The organism is Streptomyces sp. NPDC051136 (genome assembly GCF_044455745.1).
Taxonomy (GTDB): Bacteria; Actinomycetota; Actinomycetes; order Streptomycetales; family Streptomycetaceae; genus Streptomyces.
Genome location: NZ_JBITFE010000002.1, coordinates 377,281 through 393,397, shown reverse-complemented (window position 1 = coordinate 393,397; position 16,117 = coordinate 377,281). Strand labels below are relative to the sequence as shown.

9 protein-coding genes are annotated in these 16,117 nt (G+C 76.9%); 8 read left to right on the top strand and 1 reads right to left on the bottom strand.

Annotation, left to right across the window (positions count from 1 at the left end; genetic code table 11):
• Positions 1 to 32 precede the first annotated feature (32 nt).
• The 4 genes from ACIBCJ_RS07335 to ACIBCJ_RS07320 all read left to right on the top strand — a co-directional run bounded on the left by ACIBCJ_RS07335 (position 33) and on the right by ACIBCJ_RS07320 (position 7,340).
• Positions 33 to 2,738 (top strand): tetratricopeptide repeat protein, encoded by a 2,706-nt coding sequence (locus ACIBCJ_RS07335; protein WP_365979085.1) that lies wholly within the window; start codon positions 33 to 35, stop codon positions 2,736 to 2,738.
• Between the two features lie 3 nt (positions 2,739 to 2,741).
• Complete coding sequence (locus tag ACIBCJ_RS07330) at positions 2,742 to 4,136, top strand: PP2C family serine/threonine-protein phosphatase (protein WP_365979084.1); 1,395 nt, start codon at positions 2,742 to 2,744, stop codon at positions 4,134 to 4,136.
• A 113-nt stretch (positions 4,137 to 4,249) separates the two neighbouring features.
• The gene (locus ACIBCJ_RS07325) at positions 4,250 to 5,599 is read left to right on the top strand and encodes a VWA domain-containing protein (RefSeq protein WP_365979083.1); all 1,350 of its coding nucleotides are present in this window, start codon (positions 4,250 to 4,252) and stop codon (positions 5,597 to 5,599) included.
• A 46-nt stretch (positions 5,600 to 5,645) separates the two neighbouring features.
• Positions 5,646 to 7,340 carry an FHA domain-containing protein gene (locus ACIBCJ_RS07320; RefSeq protein WP_365979082.1) on the top strand — a complete coding sequence of 565 codons (1,695 nt, stop codon included), beginning with the start codon at positions 5,646 to 5,648 and terminating at the stop codon, positions 7,338 to 7,340.
• Positions 7,341 to 7,408: 68 nt separating this feature from the next.
• Here ACIBCJ_RS07320 and ACIBCJ_RS07315 read toward each other — a convergent pair whose 3' ends face one another.
• Positions 7,409 to 8,383 (bottom strand): methyltransferase domain-containing protein, encoded by a 975-nt coding sequence (locus tag ACIBCJ_RS07315; RefSeq protein ID WP_362503989.1) that lies wholly within the window; start codon positions 8,381 to 8,383, stop codon positions 7,409 to 7,411.
• An 86-nt stretch (positions 8,384 to 8,469) separates the two neighbouring features.
• Between ACIBCJ_RS07315 and ACIBCJ_RS07310 the strand changes: the two genes are divergently transcribed.
• The 4 genes from ACIBCJ_RS07310 (at position 8,470) to ACIBCJ_RS07295 (ending at position 16,117) form a co-directional block, all read left to right on the top strand.
• Positions 8,470 to 8,883 (top strand): globin, encoded by a 414-nt coding sequence (locus ACIBCJ_RS07310; RefSeq protein ID WP_362095576.1) that lies wholly within the window; start codon positions 8,470 to 8,472, stop codon positions 8,881 to 8,883.
• A 166-nt stretch (positions 8,884 to 9,049) separates the two neighbouring features.
• Positions 9,050 to 12,376: an ABC transporter permease gene (locus tag ACIBCJ_RS07305; protein ID WP_365979081.1), complete on the top strand. Its 3,327-nt coding sequence runs from the start codon at positions 9,050 to 9,052 to the stop codon at positions 12,374 to 12,376.
• Between the two features lie 5 nt (positions 12,377 to 12,381).
• The gene (locus tag ACIBCJ_RS07300) at positions 12,382 to 15,105 is read left to right on the top strand and encodes an FtsX-like permease family protein (protein WP_365979080.1); all 2,724 of its coding nucleotides are present in this window, start codon (positions 12,382 to 12,384) and stop codon (positions 15,103 to 15,105) included.
• A 52-nt stretch (positions 15,106 to 15,157) separates the two neighbouring features.
• Positions 15,158 to 16,117: an ABC transporter ATP-binding protein gene (locus ACIBCJ_RS07295; RefSeq protein ID WP_362503981.1), complete on the top strand. Its 960-nt coding sequence runs from the start codon at positions 15,158 to 15,160 to the stop codon at positions 16,115 to 16,117.

The window sequence follows — 16,117 nt, the reverse complement described above, 5'->3', positions numbered from 1 at the left end:
CGGCGCGGGAGCGAGAAGGGGGAGGCAGCGCCATGAGTGAGGCAGGGCGGACGTGCCAGCGTCCCGGCTGCGGCGGGACCTACGAGGACATGGGCGGCGGCGAGCTGTACTGCGACACGTGCGGTCTCGCGCCGGTCGTCGCGGCGGGCGGCGCGCTGGGTTCCGCGCCGACCGGTGTCACCGGGGGCGGGGGCCGCGGCTCGCGCGGTTCGTCGGGCAGCGGCAGCGCACGCGGCTCCCGTACGTCGTCGCACTCCTCGCGCTCGTCGAAGTCCCGGCGCTCGGTGTCGGGCCGGCTCTCGCGGGCGGTGTCGGGGCGCTCCACGGGGCGTTCGGTGTCGGTGCGCAGCTCCGGCTCCGCCGCCGGTTCCACCGGGCGCGGGCGCCTGGGCGCCGGTCTCGTCGAGGTGCCCGCGGTGCCGCGGCCCGACCCGCGCGTGATGGTCATGGACCGTCCCGAGGTGCCCGAGCGCAAGCGGTTCTGCTCGCGTTCGGACTGCGGGGCGCCGGTCGGGCGGTCACGCGGTGCGACCCCGGGCCGCACGGAGGGCTTCTGCACCAAGTGCGGCCACCCGTACTCCTTCGTGCCCAAGCTGAGCGCCGGCGACGTGGTGCACGGCCAGTACGAGGTGGCGGGATGTCTCGCGCACGGCGGGCTCGGCTGGATCTACCTCGCCGTCGACAAGGCGGTGGCCGACCGCTGGGTGGTCCTCAAGGGCCTGCTGGACACGGGCGACCAGGACGCGATGGCGGCGGCGATCTCCGAACGGCGCTTCCTCGCCGAGATCGAGCACGCCAACATCGTGCGGATCTACAACTTCGTCGAGCACCTCGACCAGCGCACCGGCTCCCTCGACGGCTACATCGTCATGGAGTACGTCGGCGGCAAGTCCCTCAAGGAGATCGCCAACGCCCGGCGTTCCCCGCAGGGCCGCCGCGACCCGCTGCCGGTCGAGCAGGCCTGCGCGTACGGCATCGAGGCGCTGGAGGCGCTCGGCCACCTGCACAGCCGCAAGCTGCTGTACTGCGACTTCAAGGTCGACAACGCCATCCAGACCGAGGACCAGCTCAAGCTCATAGACATGGGCGCGGTCCGCCGCATGGACGACGAGGAGTCGGCCATCTACGGCACGGTGGGCTACCAGGCCCCGGAGGTCGCCGACGTCGGCCCGTCGGTGGCGTCCGACCTGTACACGGTCGGGCGGACCCTCGCCGTGCTGACCTTCGACTTCCAGGGCTACACCACCGTCTTCGCGGACTCCCTGCCGGACCCCGACAACATCGACGTCTTCCGGCGGTACGAGTCCTTCTACCGGCTGCTGGTGCGCGCGACCGACCCGGACCCGGCCCGCAGGTTCGCCACCGCGCAGGAGATGGCGGAGCAGCTGACGGGCGTGCTGCGCGAGGTGGTCTCGCTCCAGACGGGCCGCGCCAGACCCGCCGTCTCCACGCTGTTCGGGCCCGAGCTGCGGGTGACGGACACGGAGTTGTTCCCGCGGCTCGACGGCGAGGTGTCGCGCCTGGGGGCCAGGACCGTCCGTACGGGAGGGCGCGGGCGCGGCCCGGCCGCGGCACCGCCGGGCGGGGCGGATCCCGCGCCCGCGCTGCCGGGCGGGACCGGTCCTGCCGTGGGCGCGCCGGGCGGAACCGTCGCGCACGTCCCGCCGGTCGGTGCAGGCGCCGGGCCGACGGGCGCGCCGACGGTGACGACGACGGCTGCGCCGGGCGGGGCGAGCGCGTCGCTGCCCGGTGCCGTGAGCGCGGTCGGCGGTGTCCCGGGCGTGGCGTCCGGCCTGGTCAAGGCGGCCGACGCGCCCGTCGCCTCGCTCGCGCTGCCGGTGCCCCGGGTGGACGCGGGTGACCCCAACGCGGGCTTCCTGGCGGGTCTGATGGCTTCCGCGCCGGGCGAGCTGCTGACCGCGCTGGCCGCCGCGCCGGCGCCGTCGGCCGAGACGCGGCTGCGGCAGATCAGGGCCCGGCTGGAGAGCGGCGACGCGTCCGGCGCGCTGGAGACCCTCCAGGCCCTGGAGGACGAACGCCCCGACGACTGGCGGGTGGTCTGGTACCGCGGCCTGGCCGCGCTGGTGACCGGCGCCCACGAGGACGCGGCGCTGGCCTTCGACGCGGTCTACGACGCCTTCCCCGGCGAGATCGCGCCGAAGCTGGCGCTCGGGCTGTGCGCGGAGGTGCTGGGGCAGCTCGACAACGCCGCCGAGTACTACCGGCTGGTGTGGTCCTCCGACCCGAGCCACGTCAGCGCGGCGTTCGGTCTCGCCCGGGTGCAGCTGGCGGGCGACGACCGGGCCGGTGCCGTACGGACGTTGGAGTCGGTGCCCGAGTCGTCCGTGCACTGCACCGGCGCGCGGGTGGCGGCCGTGCGGGCGCGGCTGCGGCAGCGCACCGCGGCCGCGGGCGACCTGGCCTTCCTGGACGATCTGATCGCCGCCGCGCGGCAGGTCGAGGCGCTGGACGTGTACGGTCTGGATCCGGCGCGCCGCGAGCAGCTGTCGGTCGAGGTCCTCGGTTGTGCGCTGGACTGGGTACTCTCCGGAGGTCGGGGTTCCGTCCCTCCCGCCGCCGGGGGACGGACGCTGCTCGGCAGCGGCCTGGACGAACGCGGTCTGCGTTTCGGCCTGGAGCGTTCGTACCGCACGCTGGCTCGGCTGGCGCGGGGCGGCGAGGAGAGGATCGACCTGGTGGAACGTGCCAATCGTTACCGCCCCCGGACGTGGGTGTAGTTGATGTCGCAGATGCCCCAGCAGGCCGCTGTGTCGAAGTGCCCGAGCTGCGAGGAGCCCCTCGAGCCGGGTGACCGTTTCTGCGGTGCGTGCGGATACGACCTGTCCGTCGTGCCCGCGCGGCCCGAGGACAGCCCGACCCTGGCCGTCGGCGGCGCGGTGCACGCGCCGGACGGCGTGGACTGGCCGGTGGCCCGGGACTCGGACGGCCACGGCCGCCCCGCCCCGGCGCACGCGGCGGCCGAACTGCCGGGCACCGACTCGGGCGGCTCCCCGCTGCCCGGATCCCCGCCCGCCCCGCCGGCGGCACCGCCCGCCGCACCGGCGGGCGCACCGGAGGCGTCCGCGTCCGGCGTGCGTCTCGACCGGCCGGACCAGCTCGACGAGTACCCCTTGCAGGCGCCCGACCCGCGGCTGACCGCCGAGGGCGACGCGGCCGGCCGGGGCGCGGTGCCGCGCCCGGCGGGCGAGCCGGCCCCGGCCGGGAAGGTGTGCGTGGCCTGCCGCGCGGGCCGGGTCGACGACGACGGCTACTGCGAGAACTGCGGGCACGCCCAGCCCCGCGAACGCGACCACATGGAGCAGGAGTCGGGCCCGGTCGCCGCCGTCAGCGACCGCGGCCTGCGCCACCACCGCAACGAGGACGCGTTCTCGGTGGGCTGCACCGCGCTGCCCGACGGCGCTCCCGCGACGGTGGCGATCGTCTGCGACGGCGTGTCCTCGGCGACCCGCCCCGACGACGCCTCGCTCGCCGCGTCCCGGGTGGCCGGCGAGTCGCTGCTCGCCGCCCTGCCGCGCGGCACGCACCCGCAGCAGGCCATGCACGACGCCATCCTCGCCGCCTCGCGGGCCGTCAACGCGCTGGCCGACGAGCCCGCCACCGCCCGTGAGCAGGCCCCGCACCAGAACGCGCCCGCCTGCACCCTGGTCGGCGCCGTGGTCACCGCCGGCCTGCTGGTCGTCGGCTGGGTCGGCGACAGCCGCGTCTACTGGGTGCCCGCCGACCGCGCAACCCCGCCCGCCCGGCTCACCGAGGACGACTCGTGGGCCGCGCAGATGGTCGCCGCGGGCCTGATGAGCGAGGCCGAGGCCTACGCCGACGAGCGCGCCCACGCGATCACCGGCTGGCTGGGCGCCGACGCCTACGAACTGGAGCCGCACACCGCGTCGTTCAAGCCGGACCGGCCCGGCGTGGTCGTGGTCTGCACCGACGGCCTGTGGAACTACGCGGAGTCCGCCCAGGAGATGGCCGAGGCCGTGCCCCTGGACGCCGCCGTCCGCCCGCTGCACGGCGCCCGCGTCCTGGTCGGTCACGCCCTCGACGGCGGGGGCCACGACAACGTAACAGTGGCCCTGCTGCCGTTCCCGGCACCGCCGCAGGGGGCAGGATCGGCCTGAGGCCCCCGCACGGGTACGGGTCGGGGGCGGCCTCGCGGACCGCAGGGGGCGGTCCGCGCCGAGCAAGTGAAGGCCCCCGTCACCGGGGGACGCAGAGGGGGATGCGATCCGGCATGGCCAATTTCTCGAAGTCGAACGTGCCGCAGTTCGCGGTGGACGTCTACCAGAACGAGTACCTGCCCGAGGGAGGCCGCGAGGTCAACGCCATCGTGACGGTCACCGCGACGGGCGGCGGCACGGTCGGGAGCGCGGTCACCGCACCGCACCTCTACTCGCCCGGCCAGGGGCCCTCCGCCGCCGTGGCGTTGATGGTGGACTGCTCGGGTTCGATGGACTACCCGCCGACCAAGATGCGCAACGCCCGCGACGCCACGTCCGCCGCGATCGACACCCTGCGCGACGGCGTGCACTTCGCGGTGGTCGGCGGCACCCACGTGGCCAAGGAGGTCTACCCGGGCGGCGGCCGCCTGGCGGTCGCCGACCCCGCCACCCGGGCGCAGGCCAAGCAGGCGCTGCGCGGCCTCGGCGCGGGCGGCGGCACCGCCATCGGCACCTGGCTGCGGCTGGCCGACCGGCTGCTGTCCACCGCGGACGTCGCCATCCGGCACGGCATCCTGCTCACCGACGGCCGCAACGAGCACGAGTCGCCCGACGACCTCAGAGCCGCGCTGGACTCGTGCGCCGGACGTTTCACGTGCGACGCCCGTGGCGTGGGCACCGACTGGGAAGTGAAAGAGGTCACAGGCATCGCCTCGGCGCTGCTGGGCACCGCCGACATCGTCGCCGACCCGGCGGGCCTGGCCGCCGACTTCACGCGGATGATGGAGACGGCCATGGGCAAGGAGGTCGCGGACGTCGCGCTGCGCCTGTGGACCCCGGTCGGCACCACGGTGAAGTTCGTCAAGCAGGTCGCCCCGACGGTCGAGGAGCTGACCGGCCGCCGCACCGAGGCGGGGCCGCGGGCCGGCGACTACCCCCTCGGTTCCTGGGGCGACGAGTCCCGTGACTACCACGTCTGCGTGGAGGTGCCGGCCGCCGGCCTCGGCCAGGAGATGCTGGCCGCCCGCGTCTTGCTGGTCATCCCGGAGCCCGGGGGAGAGAGCGTCCAGAACCTCGGCGCGCAGGGCCTGGTACGGGCCGTGTGGACGGACGACATGGCCGCCTCCACGTCGATCAACCCGCAAGTCGCCCACTACACCGGGCAGGCCGAACTGGCACAGGCCATCCAGCAAGGGCTGGATCTGCGCAAAGCGGGAGACATCGACGGAGCAACGGCCAAACTGGGCCGCGCGGTTCAGCTCGCCGGAGCCTCCGGAAACGCGGATACGGCGAAACTGCTTTCGAAGGTGGTGGACGTAGTGGACGCGGCGGCAGGTACTGTGCGACTGAAAGCGAAGGTCGAGGAGGCCGACGAGATGACTCTCGAGACCCGGTCGACCAAGACTGTTCGTGTGAAGAAGTGACGCACACCCACCGCGCGACACGCCCGCAAGAGAGGGAAGCTCCGACATGCCGACCTGCCCGAACGGACACCAGTCGGGTTCCGACGACTGGTGCGAGGTCTGCGGTCACCGCATGGCCGGTGCCGTGCCGCCCCCTCCGCCGCCCCCGCCGACCGGCGGCGGCTACGGCTTCCCGCCGCCCGGTCCGGGCGGGCCGGGTGGGCCCGGTGGCGGTCCCGGCGGTCCGGGCGGCGAGCCGCAGTTGTGCCCGCAGTGCCGCACGCCGCGTGAGGGCGGTGCGCCGTTCTGCGAGGAGTGCCGGTGGAACTTCCTGACCAACACCGCCACCTCGTACACCCCGGCCGCCCCGCGCCCGCCGGCCCCCGGCCCCGCGCCGCACTTCGGGCAGCCGCCGGCGGGTCCGTCCTTCGGCGGCGGTGACTCCTACGACTACCAGGGCTCCCGTCCGTCCCAGGTGAACCGCCCCGCCGAACCGATTCCCCCGGGCCCGCCGCCCTTCGGCGCCGACCCGGCGGGCCGCGGCGGCCCGGGCGGTCCCGGTGGACACGGCGGTCCGACGGGTGGCCCGGGCGGTCCCGGTGGCCCGGCGGGCGCTCCTGGCGGTGCGGGCGGCCCCTTCGGTCCCCACGCCTCGGGTGGCCCGGGCGGTCCCGGCGGCCCGACGGGCGGTCCCGGTGGCCCCGGCGGCCCCTCCGCGCCTTCCGGTCCCTTCGGTCCCAACGCCTCCGGTGGCCCGGGCGGCTCCGGTGGCCCCGCGGGCGGCCCCGGCGGTGCGGGCGACCCCTCCGGCCCCTTCGGTTCCAACGCCTCGGGCAGCCCGGGCGGTCCCGGCGGTTTCGGGGGTCCCGGTGGGCCCAGCGGTCCCGGCGGACCGCACGGCCCCGGTGGCCCGGGCGGACCCCACGGTCCGGGCGGACCGCACGGCCCCGGCGCTCCCTCCGGTCCCCCGGCCCCGCCCGGTTTCGGCGATCCGTCGCGCCCGGTGCCGCCTCCGCCCGGCCCCGTCCCGCCACCGCACGGCGGCCCCGGTGGCCCGGGTGGCCAGGGTGGTGCCCCGCAGGGGTTCCAGTCCGGTCCGCCGGCCCCGCCCGCCTTCCCGCAGGAGACCCGCCGTCCGCAGCAGGGCGGCCCGGCCTTCGGCGGCGGTGACGACGACTGGGTGCTCTCCCCGCCGTCGTCCACCGGCCCGGCAGGGCCCGGAGCACCGGCCGGCCCCGGCGCTCCGAACGGCCCGGGCCCCCAGGGCGGCTACGGCTACCCACAGCCCGGCGCCACCCAGGCTCCGCCCGGTCCCGGCCAGGGCTTCCCGCAGCAGCCGCAGCGGCCCCAGCAGCCGACGACCTGGTCGGCGACGATCGGCCCCGACCGCGAGTACTTCATGGCGATGATGCAGCGCTCCGGCCCCGAGGCCGCGGGCCTGAACCTGCCCGCGTACTCGCCCGAGCAGCAGCGCACGCTCACCGGCAACCAGATCACCATCGGCCGCCGCCGGCACTCCACCGGCGACACCCCGGACATCGATCTGGCCGTGCCCCCGGAGGACCCGGGCGTCTCGCACCAGCACGCGGTGCTGGTGCAGCAGCCGGACGGCGGCTGGGCGGTCGTCGACCAGAACTCGACGAACGGCACCACGGTCAACGGCGGCGAGGAGCCGATCCAGCCCTTCGTGCCGGTTCCGCTCCAGGACGGCGACCGGGTGCACGTCGGCGCCTGGACGACGATCACCATCCGCCGGGGCTAGACGGGGCTGGACGCGGCTGCAAGGGACTGGGCGAGGCTGGTGGGGACCGGCGCGACCGGTCCCCACCGTCAGGCGAACGGCCAGGCGTACGGTCCCTCGGGGTCGTCCAGCCACGCCCAGGCCCGTTCGCCGCTGACGGTGATGCCGTAGCGCTCGCGGCGGGGCGCGCCCTCGCGGTCCCACAGCGCGTACGCCTCCTGCGGGTCGAGCCCGCCCCGGCTCAGCGCCAGCAGGAAGCGGAACAGGTCGTCCTCCCGGGCCCGGCGCGGCACGCCGCCCAGGCCCGGTGCCTCGGGCTCGGCGCGGTCCGCGCCGCGCAGCGGCACGAAGTACGCGGGCGTGTGCAGGAAGCGCCCCTCGGCGTGCTCGGCGTCGTGGACGGTGAGGACGACGAGCCCGGTGGCGAGCGGGGCCAGGATCCGGCCGCCGGGACGGCACTGGGCGGGCCACGCGCGCGGCACCGCGGGCAGCGTGCAGGTGGCCAGGATCCGGTCGTAGGGAGCGCGCTCGGGCACACCGCGGGCGCCGTCGCCCGTGACGACGGCCGGGTGGTGACCGGCGGCGGCGAGGTGCCGGCGGGCCGACTCGGTGATCTCGGGGTCCAGGTCGACGGTGGTGACCAGGTCGTCGTCGCCGAGCCGGTGGGCGAGCAGGGCGGCGTTGTAGCCGGTGCCGGCGCCGATCTCCAGTACCCGGTCGCCGTCCCGAACGCCCAGCTCCACCAGCATCATCGCCATCAGCGAGGGCTGGCTGCTGGAGGAGAGCAGCTCGCCGTCGCGCATCCGCGTCGCCAGCGGGGCGTCGGCGTAGGCGCCGCGCACCCAGCGCTCGCGGGCGCCGGGGTCGGGGTGCTCGCCCCACCGGCGTTCGTAGCCGCCCCGGGCGCCGACGTAGTAGTAGGGCACGAAGAGGTGGCGCGGGACGGCCTGGAACGCCTCCCGCCACACCGGGTCGGCCGTCCAGGCGCCGCTCAGCTCGATCTCCCGCACCAGCTCCGCCCGCGCGGAGGCGGCGAGGCTGTCCAGGTCCTCGTACCCGCCCATGTCTCCACAGTACGGGCCGGGGGCACGGCGGGCAGGGCCCCGGAGCGGTCCTAGGACTTGAGTCCTATGCCCCCGTGTCTGAGACCATGGACGGCGTGAATGAGATTCGGCGCGGCACGCTTCAGGAGCAGACGTTCTACGAGCAGGTCGGCGGGGAGGAGACCTTCCGCCGGCTCGTCCACCGTTTCTACGAGGGTGTCGCCGAGGATCCGGTCCTGCGGCCGATGTACCCCGAGGAGGACCTGGGTCCGGCCGAGGAGCGTTTCGCGCTGTTCCTGATGCAGTACTGGGGCGGCCCGACGACGTACAGCGACAACCGGGGCCATCCGCGGCTGCGGATGCGGCACGCCCCGTTCGCCGTCGACCGGGCCGCGCACGACGCCTGGCTGAAGCACATGCGGGTCGCGCTCGACGAGCTGGGCCTGTCCGAGGAGCACGAGCAGACGCTGTGGAAGTACCTGACGTACGCGGCGGCCTCGATGGTCAACACCCCCGACTGACCACCGGCTGATCGCGGCCGGCTTCCGGCCGGTACCCGAACGGCACGACCGGCGACGCCCACATTCCGGTCGGCCGACACCGGATTGTGATCACGATCCGGTCAAGTCCGCCCCTCGGACGGTTACTTCGGCACCGCCTCCTCTGACAGCATCCGGCCAGGTACGGATGACGGCGGGGGGCCGGGTGGCGGGGTTCGGGGGACTCACGGTGTTCGTCCTGCTGCGCGCGCGGGCGCACCGTCCGCTGCTCGCCGCGGCCCTGCTCACCGTCCTGCTGACCACGACCGTCCTCGCCGCCCTGACCGCCTACTCGGGCGCCGTCGGCGACGCGGCCCTGCGCCACGCCCTCGCCGACCCGCACACCGGGGCCGAGGCCGCCCTGGTCGTGCGGGCGGACATTCCCGCCGGGCAGCGGCCGGCCGCGGACGCGGCCGTGCGCGAGGGCGCCGCACGGGCCTTCGACGGGCTGCCGCGCACGGTACGGACCCTGACGCGGTCGGGCCCGTACGCGCTGCCCGGCTCGCCGCGGCCCGGGACCGAGCGGTCCGGCGACCCCGACCTGACGTTCTTCGCCGCGCTCGACCCGTCGCAGGTCCGCATCGACGAGGGACGGATGCCCGCTGCCGAGGCCGCCGGGGGCGCGGTGGAGGTGGCGGTGCCGGTGGCCGCGGCCGAGCGCATCGGCGTCGGTACGGGCGACCGGCTCACCCTCACCGACCGGCTCGACGGTCCGGCCGTCTCCGTGGTGGTGAGCGGCCTGTACCGGCCGGCCGACACCGGGTCGCCATACTGGCGCCTCGACGACCTGTCGGGGCGCGGTGTCGCGCGCAGCGGCTTCACGACGTACGGGCCGCTGCTCGCCCCGCCCGGGGTGCTGAGCGGCGGCCGGGTCAGCGCGGGGGCGTCCGGGTGGCTGGTGACGGCGGACTACGCGTCGCTGACGACCGGGCGGGCCGACGCGCTGGGCGAGGCGGCCCGGGCGGGCACGGCGTGGCTGCGCGCCCGGCCGGTGCTCGGCGGCGCCGCCGGGGCGACGACCGGACTGCCCGTGATCCTGGAGCGTCTCGACCGGTCGCTGACGGTCTCCCGATCCACCCTCCTCGTCATCGAGCTTCAGCTGGTCCTCCTCGCGGCCGGCGCGCTGCTGCTGGTGGCCCGGCTGCTGAGCGTGGAGCGGGCGGGCGAGCTGCGGCTGCTGCGGGCGCGCGGCGCCTCCCGGGCCCGGCTGGCGGCGGTGTCCGCGCTGGAGGCGCTGCTGGCGGCGGTGCCGGCGCTGGTCTGCGCGCCGCTGCTGGCCGGGCCGCTGGTCCGGCTGCTGGCCGGGCACGGGGCGGCGGCCCGGATCGGGCTCGGTCCGCAGCCGGCGGCCTGGGGCGGCACCGGGGTGTGGCTGGTGGCGGGGGCCACGGCCCTCGGCTGCACGCTGGCCGTGACGCTGCCGGCGCTGACCCTCGCGCCGGAGGCGGGCGGGCGGTCCCGGACGCTGCCGGGCCGGCTGCGGGCCGGCGCGGACGTGGGCCTGCTGGTGATCGCCGGTGTCGCCTACTGGCAGCTGGACCGGCAGACCACGGCCGCCGGGACGGGCGACGCGGAGGGCACGGCCGCCCCCGGGGTCGACCCGCTGTTCGTGGCGACGCCCACGCTGGCCCTGCTGGCCGGGACGGTGCTGGCGCTGCGCCTGCTGCCGCTGGTGGCGCGGCTCGCGGAACGCCGGGCGGCGGGCGGACGGGGTCTGACGGCGGCGCTGGCGGGCTGGCAGCTGAGCCGGCGTCCGATGCGCGGGGCGGGGCCGGTGCTGCTGCTGGTGCTGGCCGTGGCGCTGGGCACGATGGCGATCGGGCAGGGCGCCTCGTGGTCCCGTTCCCAGGACGACCAGGCCGACTTCCGCACCGGGGCACCGATCCGGGTCGAGGCCTCCGGCACGGCGGGCCCGGGCCGCACCGACCTGATCGCGGGCGTCACCGGCGTTCAGGACGTGGCTCCCGCGGCCCGCTCCGAGGCGCCGCTGTCCGGCGACCGGTCGGCGACGGTGCTCGCGCTGGACACCGCTCACGCGGCGGACACGATGCTGATGCGGCCGGACCTGGCCGACCGGTCGCCGCGGGCGCTGCTGTCCCCGATGGCGCCCGGACGGCCGTCGAACGGCGCGCGGATCCCGGCGGGCACGGCGCGGCTCGCGCTGACGGCGACCCTGGCCGTCCCGGACACCGGCCCGTCCTCCGGCTCGCCCGGTGCGTCCTCCGCCACCGGGTCGGCGGACGTGACGGTGACCGTCGAGGACCGCTGGGGCACCCCGTACCGGATCGGGGCCGGTTCGCTGGCCGCCGACGGCCGGGAACACCGCCTCGCCGCGGACCTCTCCGCCGGGCCGCTCACCCTGACCGGCGTCGATCTCGCGGTGGCCCGGCCCGGCAGCCCGGGCGGACGGCACCGCCTGACCGTACGGCGGGTGACGGCCACGGCCACCGACGGGACCGTACGGCCGGTGCCGTTGCCCGGGACCTGGACGGCCGGGTCGCAGTCGTCCTCGCCGTCGGCCGTACCGGGCGCGGACGGCGCCCCGCCGGCGCCCCGTCTGCGGGGCTCCGACCCGCTCGCCGTCGAGTACTCCACGGGCCGCTCGGACGACTCGCAGTCCACCGAGCTGACCGTGCGGCTGCGGGTCGCGCAGCCGGAGCCCGCCGTGGTGACCGCGGTGGCCACCGACCGTTTCCTCGACTCCGTGGGCGCCCGCACCGGGCAGCGCGTCACGGTGCCGGTCGGCGGCCACGAGATCCCCGTGCGGATCGACCGTTCCGTGCGCGAGCTGCCGGGCACCGGGCCGTCCGCGGCCGCCGCGGCGCGGTTCGGCGGGGCCCTGCTGGTCGACCTGCCGGCGGTGAACCGGTACCTGCAGAGCAGGTACGGCGCCGCCGTGGAGCCCACCGAATGGTGGCTGCGGCCCCGGCCGGGGCAGGCCGCCGAGGCGGTCGCGGGCCTGCGGGCGTTCCCGGACACGGCACCGGGCCAGGTCGTGGTGCGCGACGAGGTCGCCGAGCGGCTGCGTGACGATCCGTTCGGCGCCGGACCCGGGGCGGCGTTCGCCGCGGCGACCCTGGTGGCGGCGGCGCTGGCCGCGGTCGGCTTCACGGTGAGCGCGGCGGGGTCGACGCGCGAGCGGGCCGCGGAGTTCGCCGTGCTGCGCGCCCTGGGCGCCTCGCGCCGTTCACTGGCCCGGACGACCGCCGTCGAGCAGGGCGTGCTGACCGGCCTGGCACTGCTGACCGGCGCCGCGCTGGGCGCGGTCCTCACCCGGGCGCTGATCCCGCTGACCGTGCTGACCCCGGGGGCCACCCGGCCCGTGCCGGACGTGCACGTCACCCTGCCGCCGGACCGGGTCGCCCTGCTGCTGGCCGGCATGGCGGTCGTCCCGCTCCTGGTCACGGCCGCGCTCGCGCTGCGCCGCCCGCACCCGGCGGCGGCCCCCGACGATCCCGGAGGTACCGGACGGTGAATGGCGTGACCGCCCCCTGGGTGCGCACCCGGCTGCGGGCCGCACCCGGCGCCGCCGTCGCGCTGGCGGTGCTGGTGGCGCTGACGGCCTGCCTGGCCGCCGCGTTCCCCCGGGCGCTGGACCGGTACACCGACGCCGGTCTGCGCACGGCCGCCGGGCGGGCACCGGCCGACGAGAACGGCGTCCTGGTGTCCGCCGCCCCCGACTTCGGCGAGGACGCGCCGGACGCCGAGGCGGGTCTGCGGCCCGAACGTCTCGCCGAGGCCTACCGGTTCGTCCTCGGCAACGTCGGGCACCCGCTCGTCGTCGACGAGCGGCAGTCGTCCTACGGGGTCCGCGCCACCGAAAGCGTCCCCGCACCGGAGAAGTGGCTGCCCCGGCCCGACGGGCTGCCGGCCGCGATGGTCCTCGCCGCCCCGCAGGGACTCGAAGGTCACGCCCGGCTGCGCTCCGGCCGGCTGCCGAGACTCACCGGCGGGCGGACCGGCGCCTCCCCCACCGAGCTGGAGGCCGCGGTGACCGAGGAGACGGCCCGCACGCTGCACATGAAGACCGGCTCGGTCGTCCACGTGTCCGGGCACCGCGAGCTCACCGTCCGCGTCACCGGCGTCCTCGCGCCCGAGCGGCCCGAGGGCCCCTACTGGTCCGTCGACCCCGTCCTGCGCACCCCGTCCCTGCGGCGGGTGCCGGGACCGCCCGGCGACCCCGGCCCCTCCTACTGGGTCGGCGGCCTGCTGCTCGCCCCCGGGGCGGGCCCCGCGCTCCTCGGCTCGGTCCCCGTGGTCCGCTACTGGAACCTCGCGCCCGACCCGGATGCGCTGCACGGCCGCGACCTCGATTCCCTCACCTCCGCCGTGGCCTCCCTGGAGTCCGGGCCCGCCCTTCAGCGGCTCCAGTCGACGATCAGTCCCGTGGCGGACGTCTCGACCGGCCTCGACGACGTCTTCGCCACCTACGGGCAACTCCGCGACGACACCGGCCCGCTGGTCGCCGTCGCCGCGTCGGGCGCGGGCACGGTCGCCGCCGTCGTCCTGCTGATGGCGGGCGGTCTCGCCGGTGAACGGCGCCGCGCCGAGCTGGCCCTGTTGCGGGCCCGCGGCGCCTCCGTACGGGGCATCGCGGGGCGGCTGCTGGCCGAGACGGCGGTCGTGGCCGTGCCCGCGGGCGCGCTCGGCCTCGGCGCGGCCCTGCTCGCGCTGCCCGGCGCCCGGCTGTTGCCCGCGCTGTGGGCCGCCGTGGCGGTCACCGCCCTGGCCTGCCTGACGCTGCCGCTGCGGGCCGCCGTGGCGCACCACCGGGTGCGGATCCACGACGGCCGGCGGGACGCGGCGTCACCGCGTGCGTCCCGGCGCCGTACGGTCGCCGAGCTGACCGTCGTGGTCCTCGCCCTGGGCGCGGTCGCGGTCCTGCGCCGGCGCGGGGCGACGGACGGTGCCGGTGGTCTGGTGGCGATGGCCCCGGTGCTGGTCGGGGTGATCGCCGCGCTGGTGCTGGTGCGCCTGTACCCGCTCCCCCTGCGCGGACTGGCCCGCCCGGCCCGGCGGTTGCGCGGCGCGGTCGGCCCTCTCGCCCTGGCCCGCGCGGGCCGTACCTCCGCCTCCACCCTGCTGCCCCTGCTCGCGCTGCTGACCGCGTTCACCGTGGCGGCGTTCGGCGGCTCGGTGCTCAGCGGCGTGGCCGACGCCCGCGACCGGGCGGCGCTGCTCGCCGTCGGCGCCGACGCCCGGGTGGAGACGGCCGAGGGTCTGCCCGACGGCATGACCGCCCGCATCCGGCAGGCGTCCGGGGCACGCGAGGTCACCGAGGCCGGCGTCGACTACCGGGCCAGGACGCCGGACGGCCGCCAGACGCTGCAACTGACGGGTGTGGACGCCGATGCCTACGCGGCACTGGCCGCACGCACGGACCTCGGCGCGTTCCCCGGGGGGCGGCTGACGCGGCCGGACGGTGCCGGCGGCGGCGCCGAGGACGCGGCGCTGCCGGCACTCGCCTCCGCCGCGGTCGCCGAACGGTACGGTGACCGGCCCTTCCAGCTGCTCCTGTCCGACGGCGCCGCCGTGACCGTACGGATCGTGCTGGTGCGCGACCGCACCCCGGCCGTGACCGGCGACGACTTCCTCGTCGTGGACCGGTCGGGGCTGCCGGCCGGGGCCGCCCCGCCGAACGTGCTGCTGCTGACCGGCGACCACCTGGACGCGGCCGCGCTGCGCCGGGCGGCGGGCGACCTCGGCACCGTCCGTCTGCGGTCCGAGGAACGCGGCACGTACGTGGACTCGCCGCTGCAGTCGGGCGCGGAGCGCGTCTACGCGGCCGCGGTGGCCGCCTGCGCCGGGTATGCCGCCCTGGCGCTGCTGCTGTCCCTGGCGAGCGCCGGGCGCGAGCGCGCCGCCCTCCTCGCCCGGCTGCGCACCATGGGCCTCACCCGCGCCCAGGGCCGCCGTCTGCTCGTCCTGGAGTCCCTCCCGCAGGCGCTGCCCGCCGCGCTGGGCGGCATCCTGACCGGCTGGGCCGCGGTGCGGCTGCTGTCCCCCGGTATCGACCTGACGACCCTCGCGATGTCGACGGCGTCCTCGCCGGCGGGCCGCGCGGAACTGCGCGCCGACCCGTGGTCGCTGGCCGTCCCCGCGGTCGCGGTACTGGTCCTGGCGGTGGGCGTGGCGGCGTTGCAGGCGTGGTGGTCGGGCCGGCGCGGAGCGGTGGCCGAACTGCGGGCGGGCGACACACGGTGAGGGCCCGGACCCGGGCCCGGCGGGCCGCGGACGACGACATGGAGGAGACCCGATGACGACCGACCCCACCCTCGCCGACCTGACCGACCGCGCCACCGCGACCCGGGACCGGCCCGCCTACGGGCACGACGCCCTGATCACCTGCGACCGCCTGGTGCGGATCTTCAGCGCGGACGGGGTGGAGGTGCAGGCCCTGCAGGGGCTCGACCTGCTGGTCCGCGAGGGGGAGCTGATGGCGCTGGTCGGCGCCTCGGGCAGCGGCAAGTCCACGCTGATGAACATCCTGGCCGGCCTGGACACGCCGACCGCGGGGGCGGCCCGGGTGGCCGGGCGGGACCTGCTGACGATGACGGCGAAGGACCGCCTGGCCTACCGCCGCTCGGTGGTCGGCTTCGTCTGGCAGCAGACGTCCCGCAACCTCGTGCCGTACCTGACGGCCGCGCAGAACGTCGCCCTGCCCCAGCAGTTGGCCGGCACCGGCGGACGCCGGGCGGCGCGCACCGCACGTGCGCTGGAGCTGCTGGACCTGATGGGCGTCGCCGACTGCCGCGACCGCCGCCCGCGGCAGCTGTCCGGCGGCCAGCAGCAACGGGTCGCCATCGCCGTGGCCCTCGCGGGCGCCCCGTCCCTGCTGCTCGCCGACGAGCCCACGGGCGAGCTGGACTCGCACACCGCGGAACAGATCTTCGCCGCCTTCCGCACGGCCAACGAGCAACTGGGCACCACCGTCGTCATCGTCACCCACGACCAGGCGGTGGCCGGCGAGGTCCGCCGTACGGTCGCCATCCGCGACGGCCGCACCTCCACGGAGGTCCTGCGCCGCAGCGAGGTGGACGCCGAGACCGGCCACGAGACGGTGGTGGCCCGCGAGTACGCCATGCTGGACCGCGCCGGCCGGCTCCAGCTGCCCGCCGACTACACGACCGCCCTCGGCATGCGCGACCGCGTCGCCCTGGAACTGGAGGCGGACCACATCGCCGTACGCCCGGACGACAGCGGGATCCACGGCTGA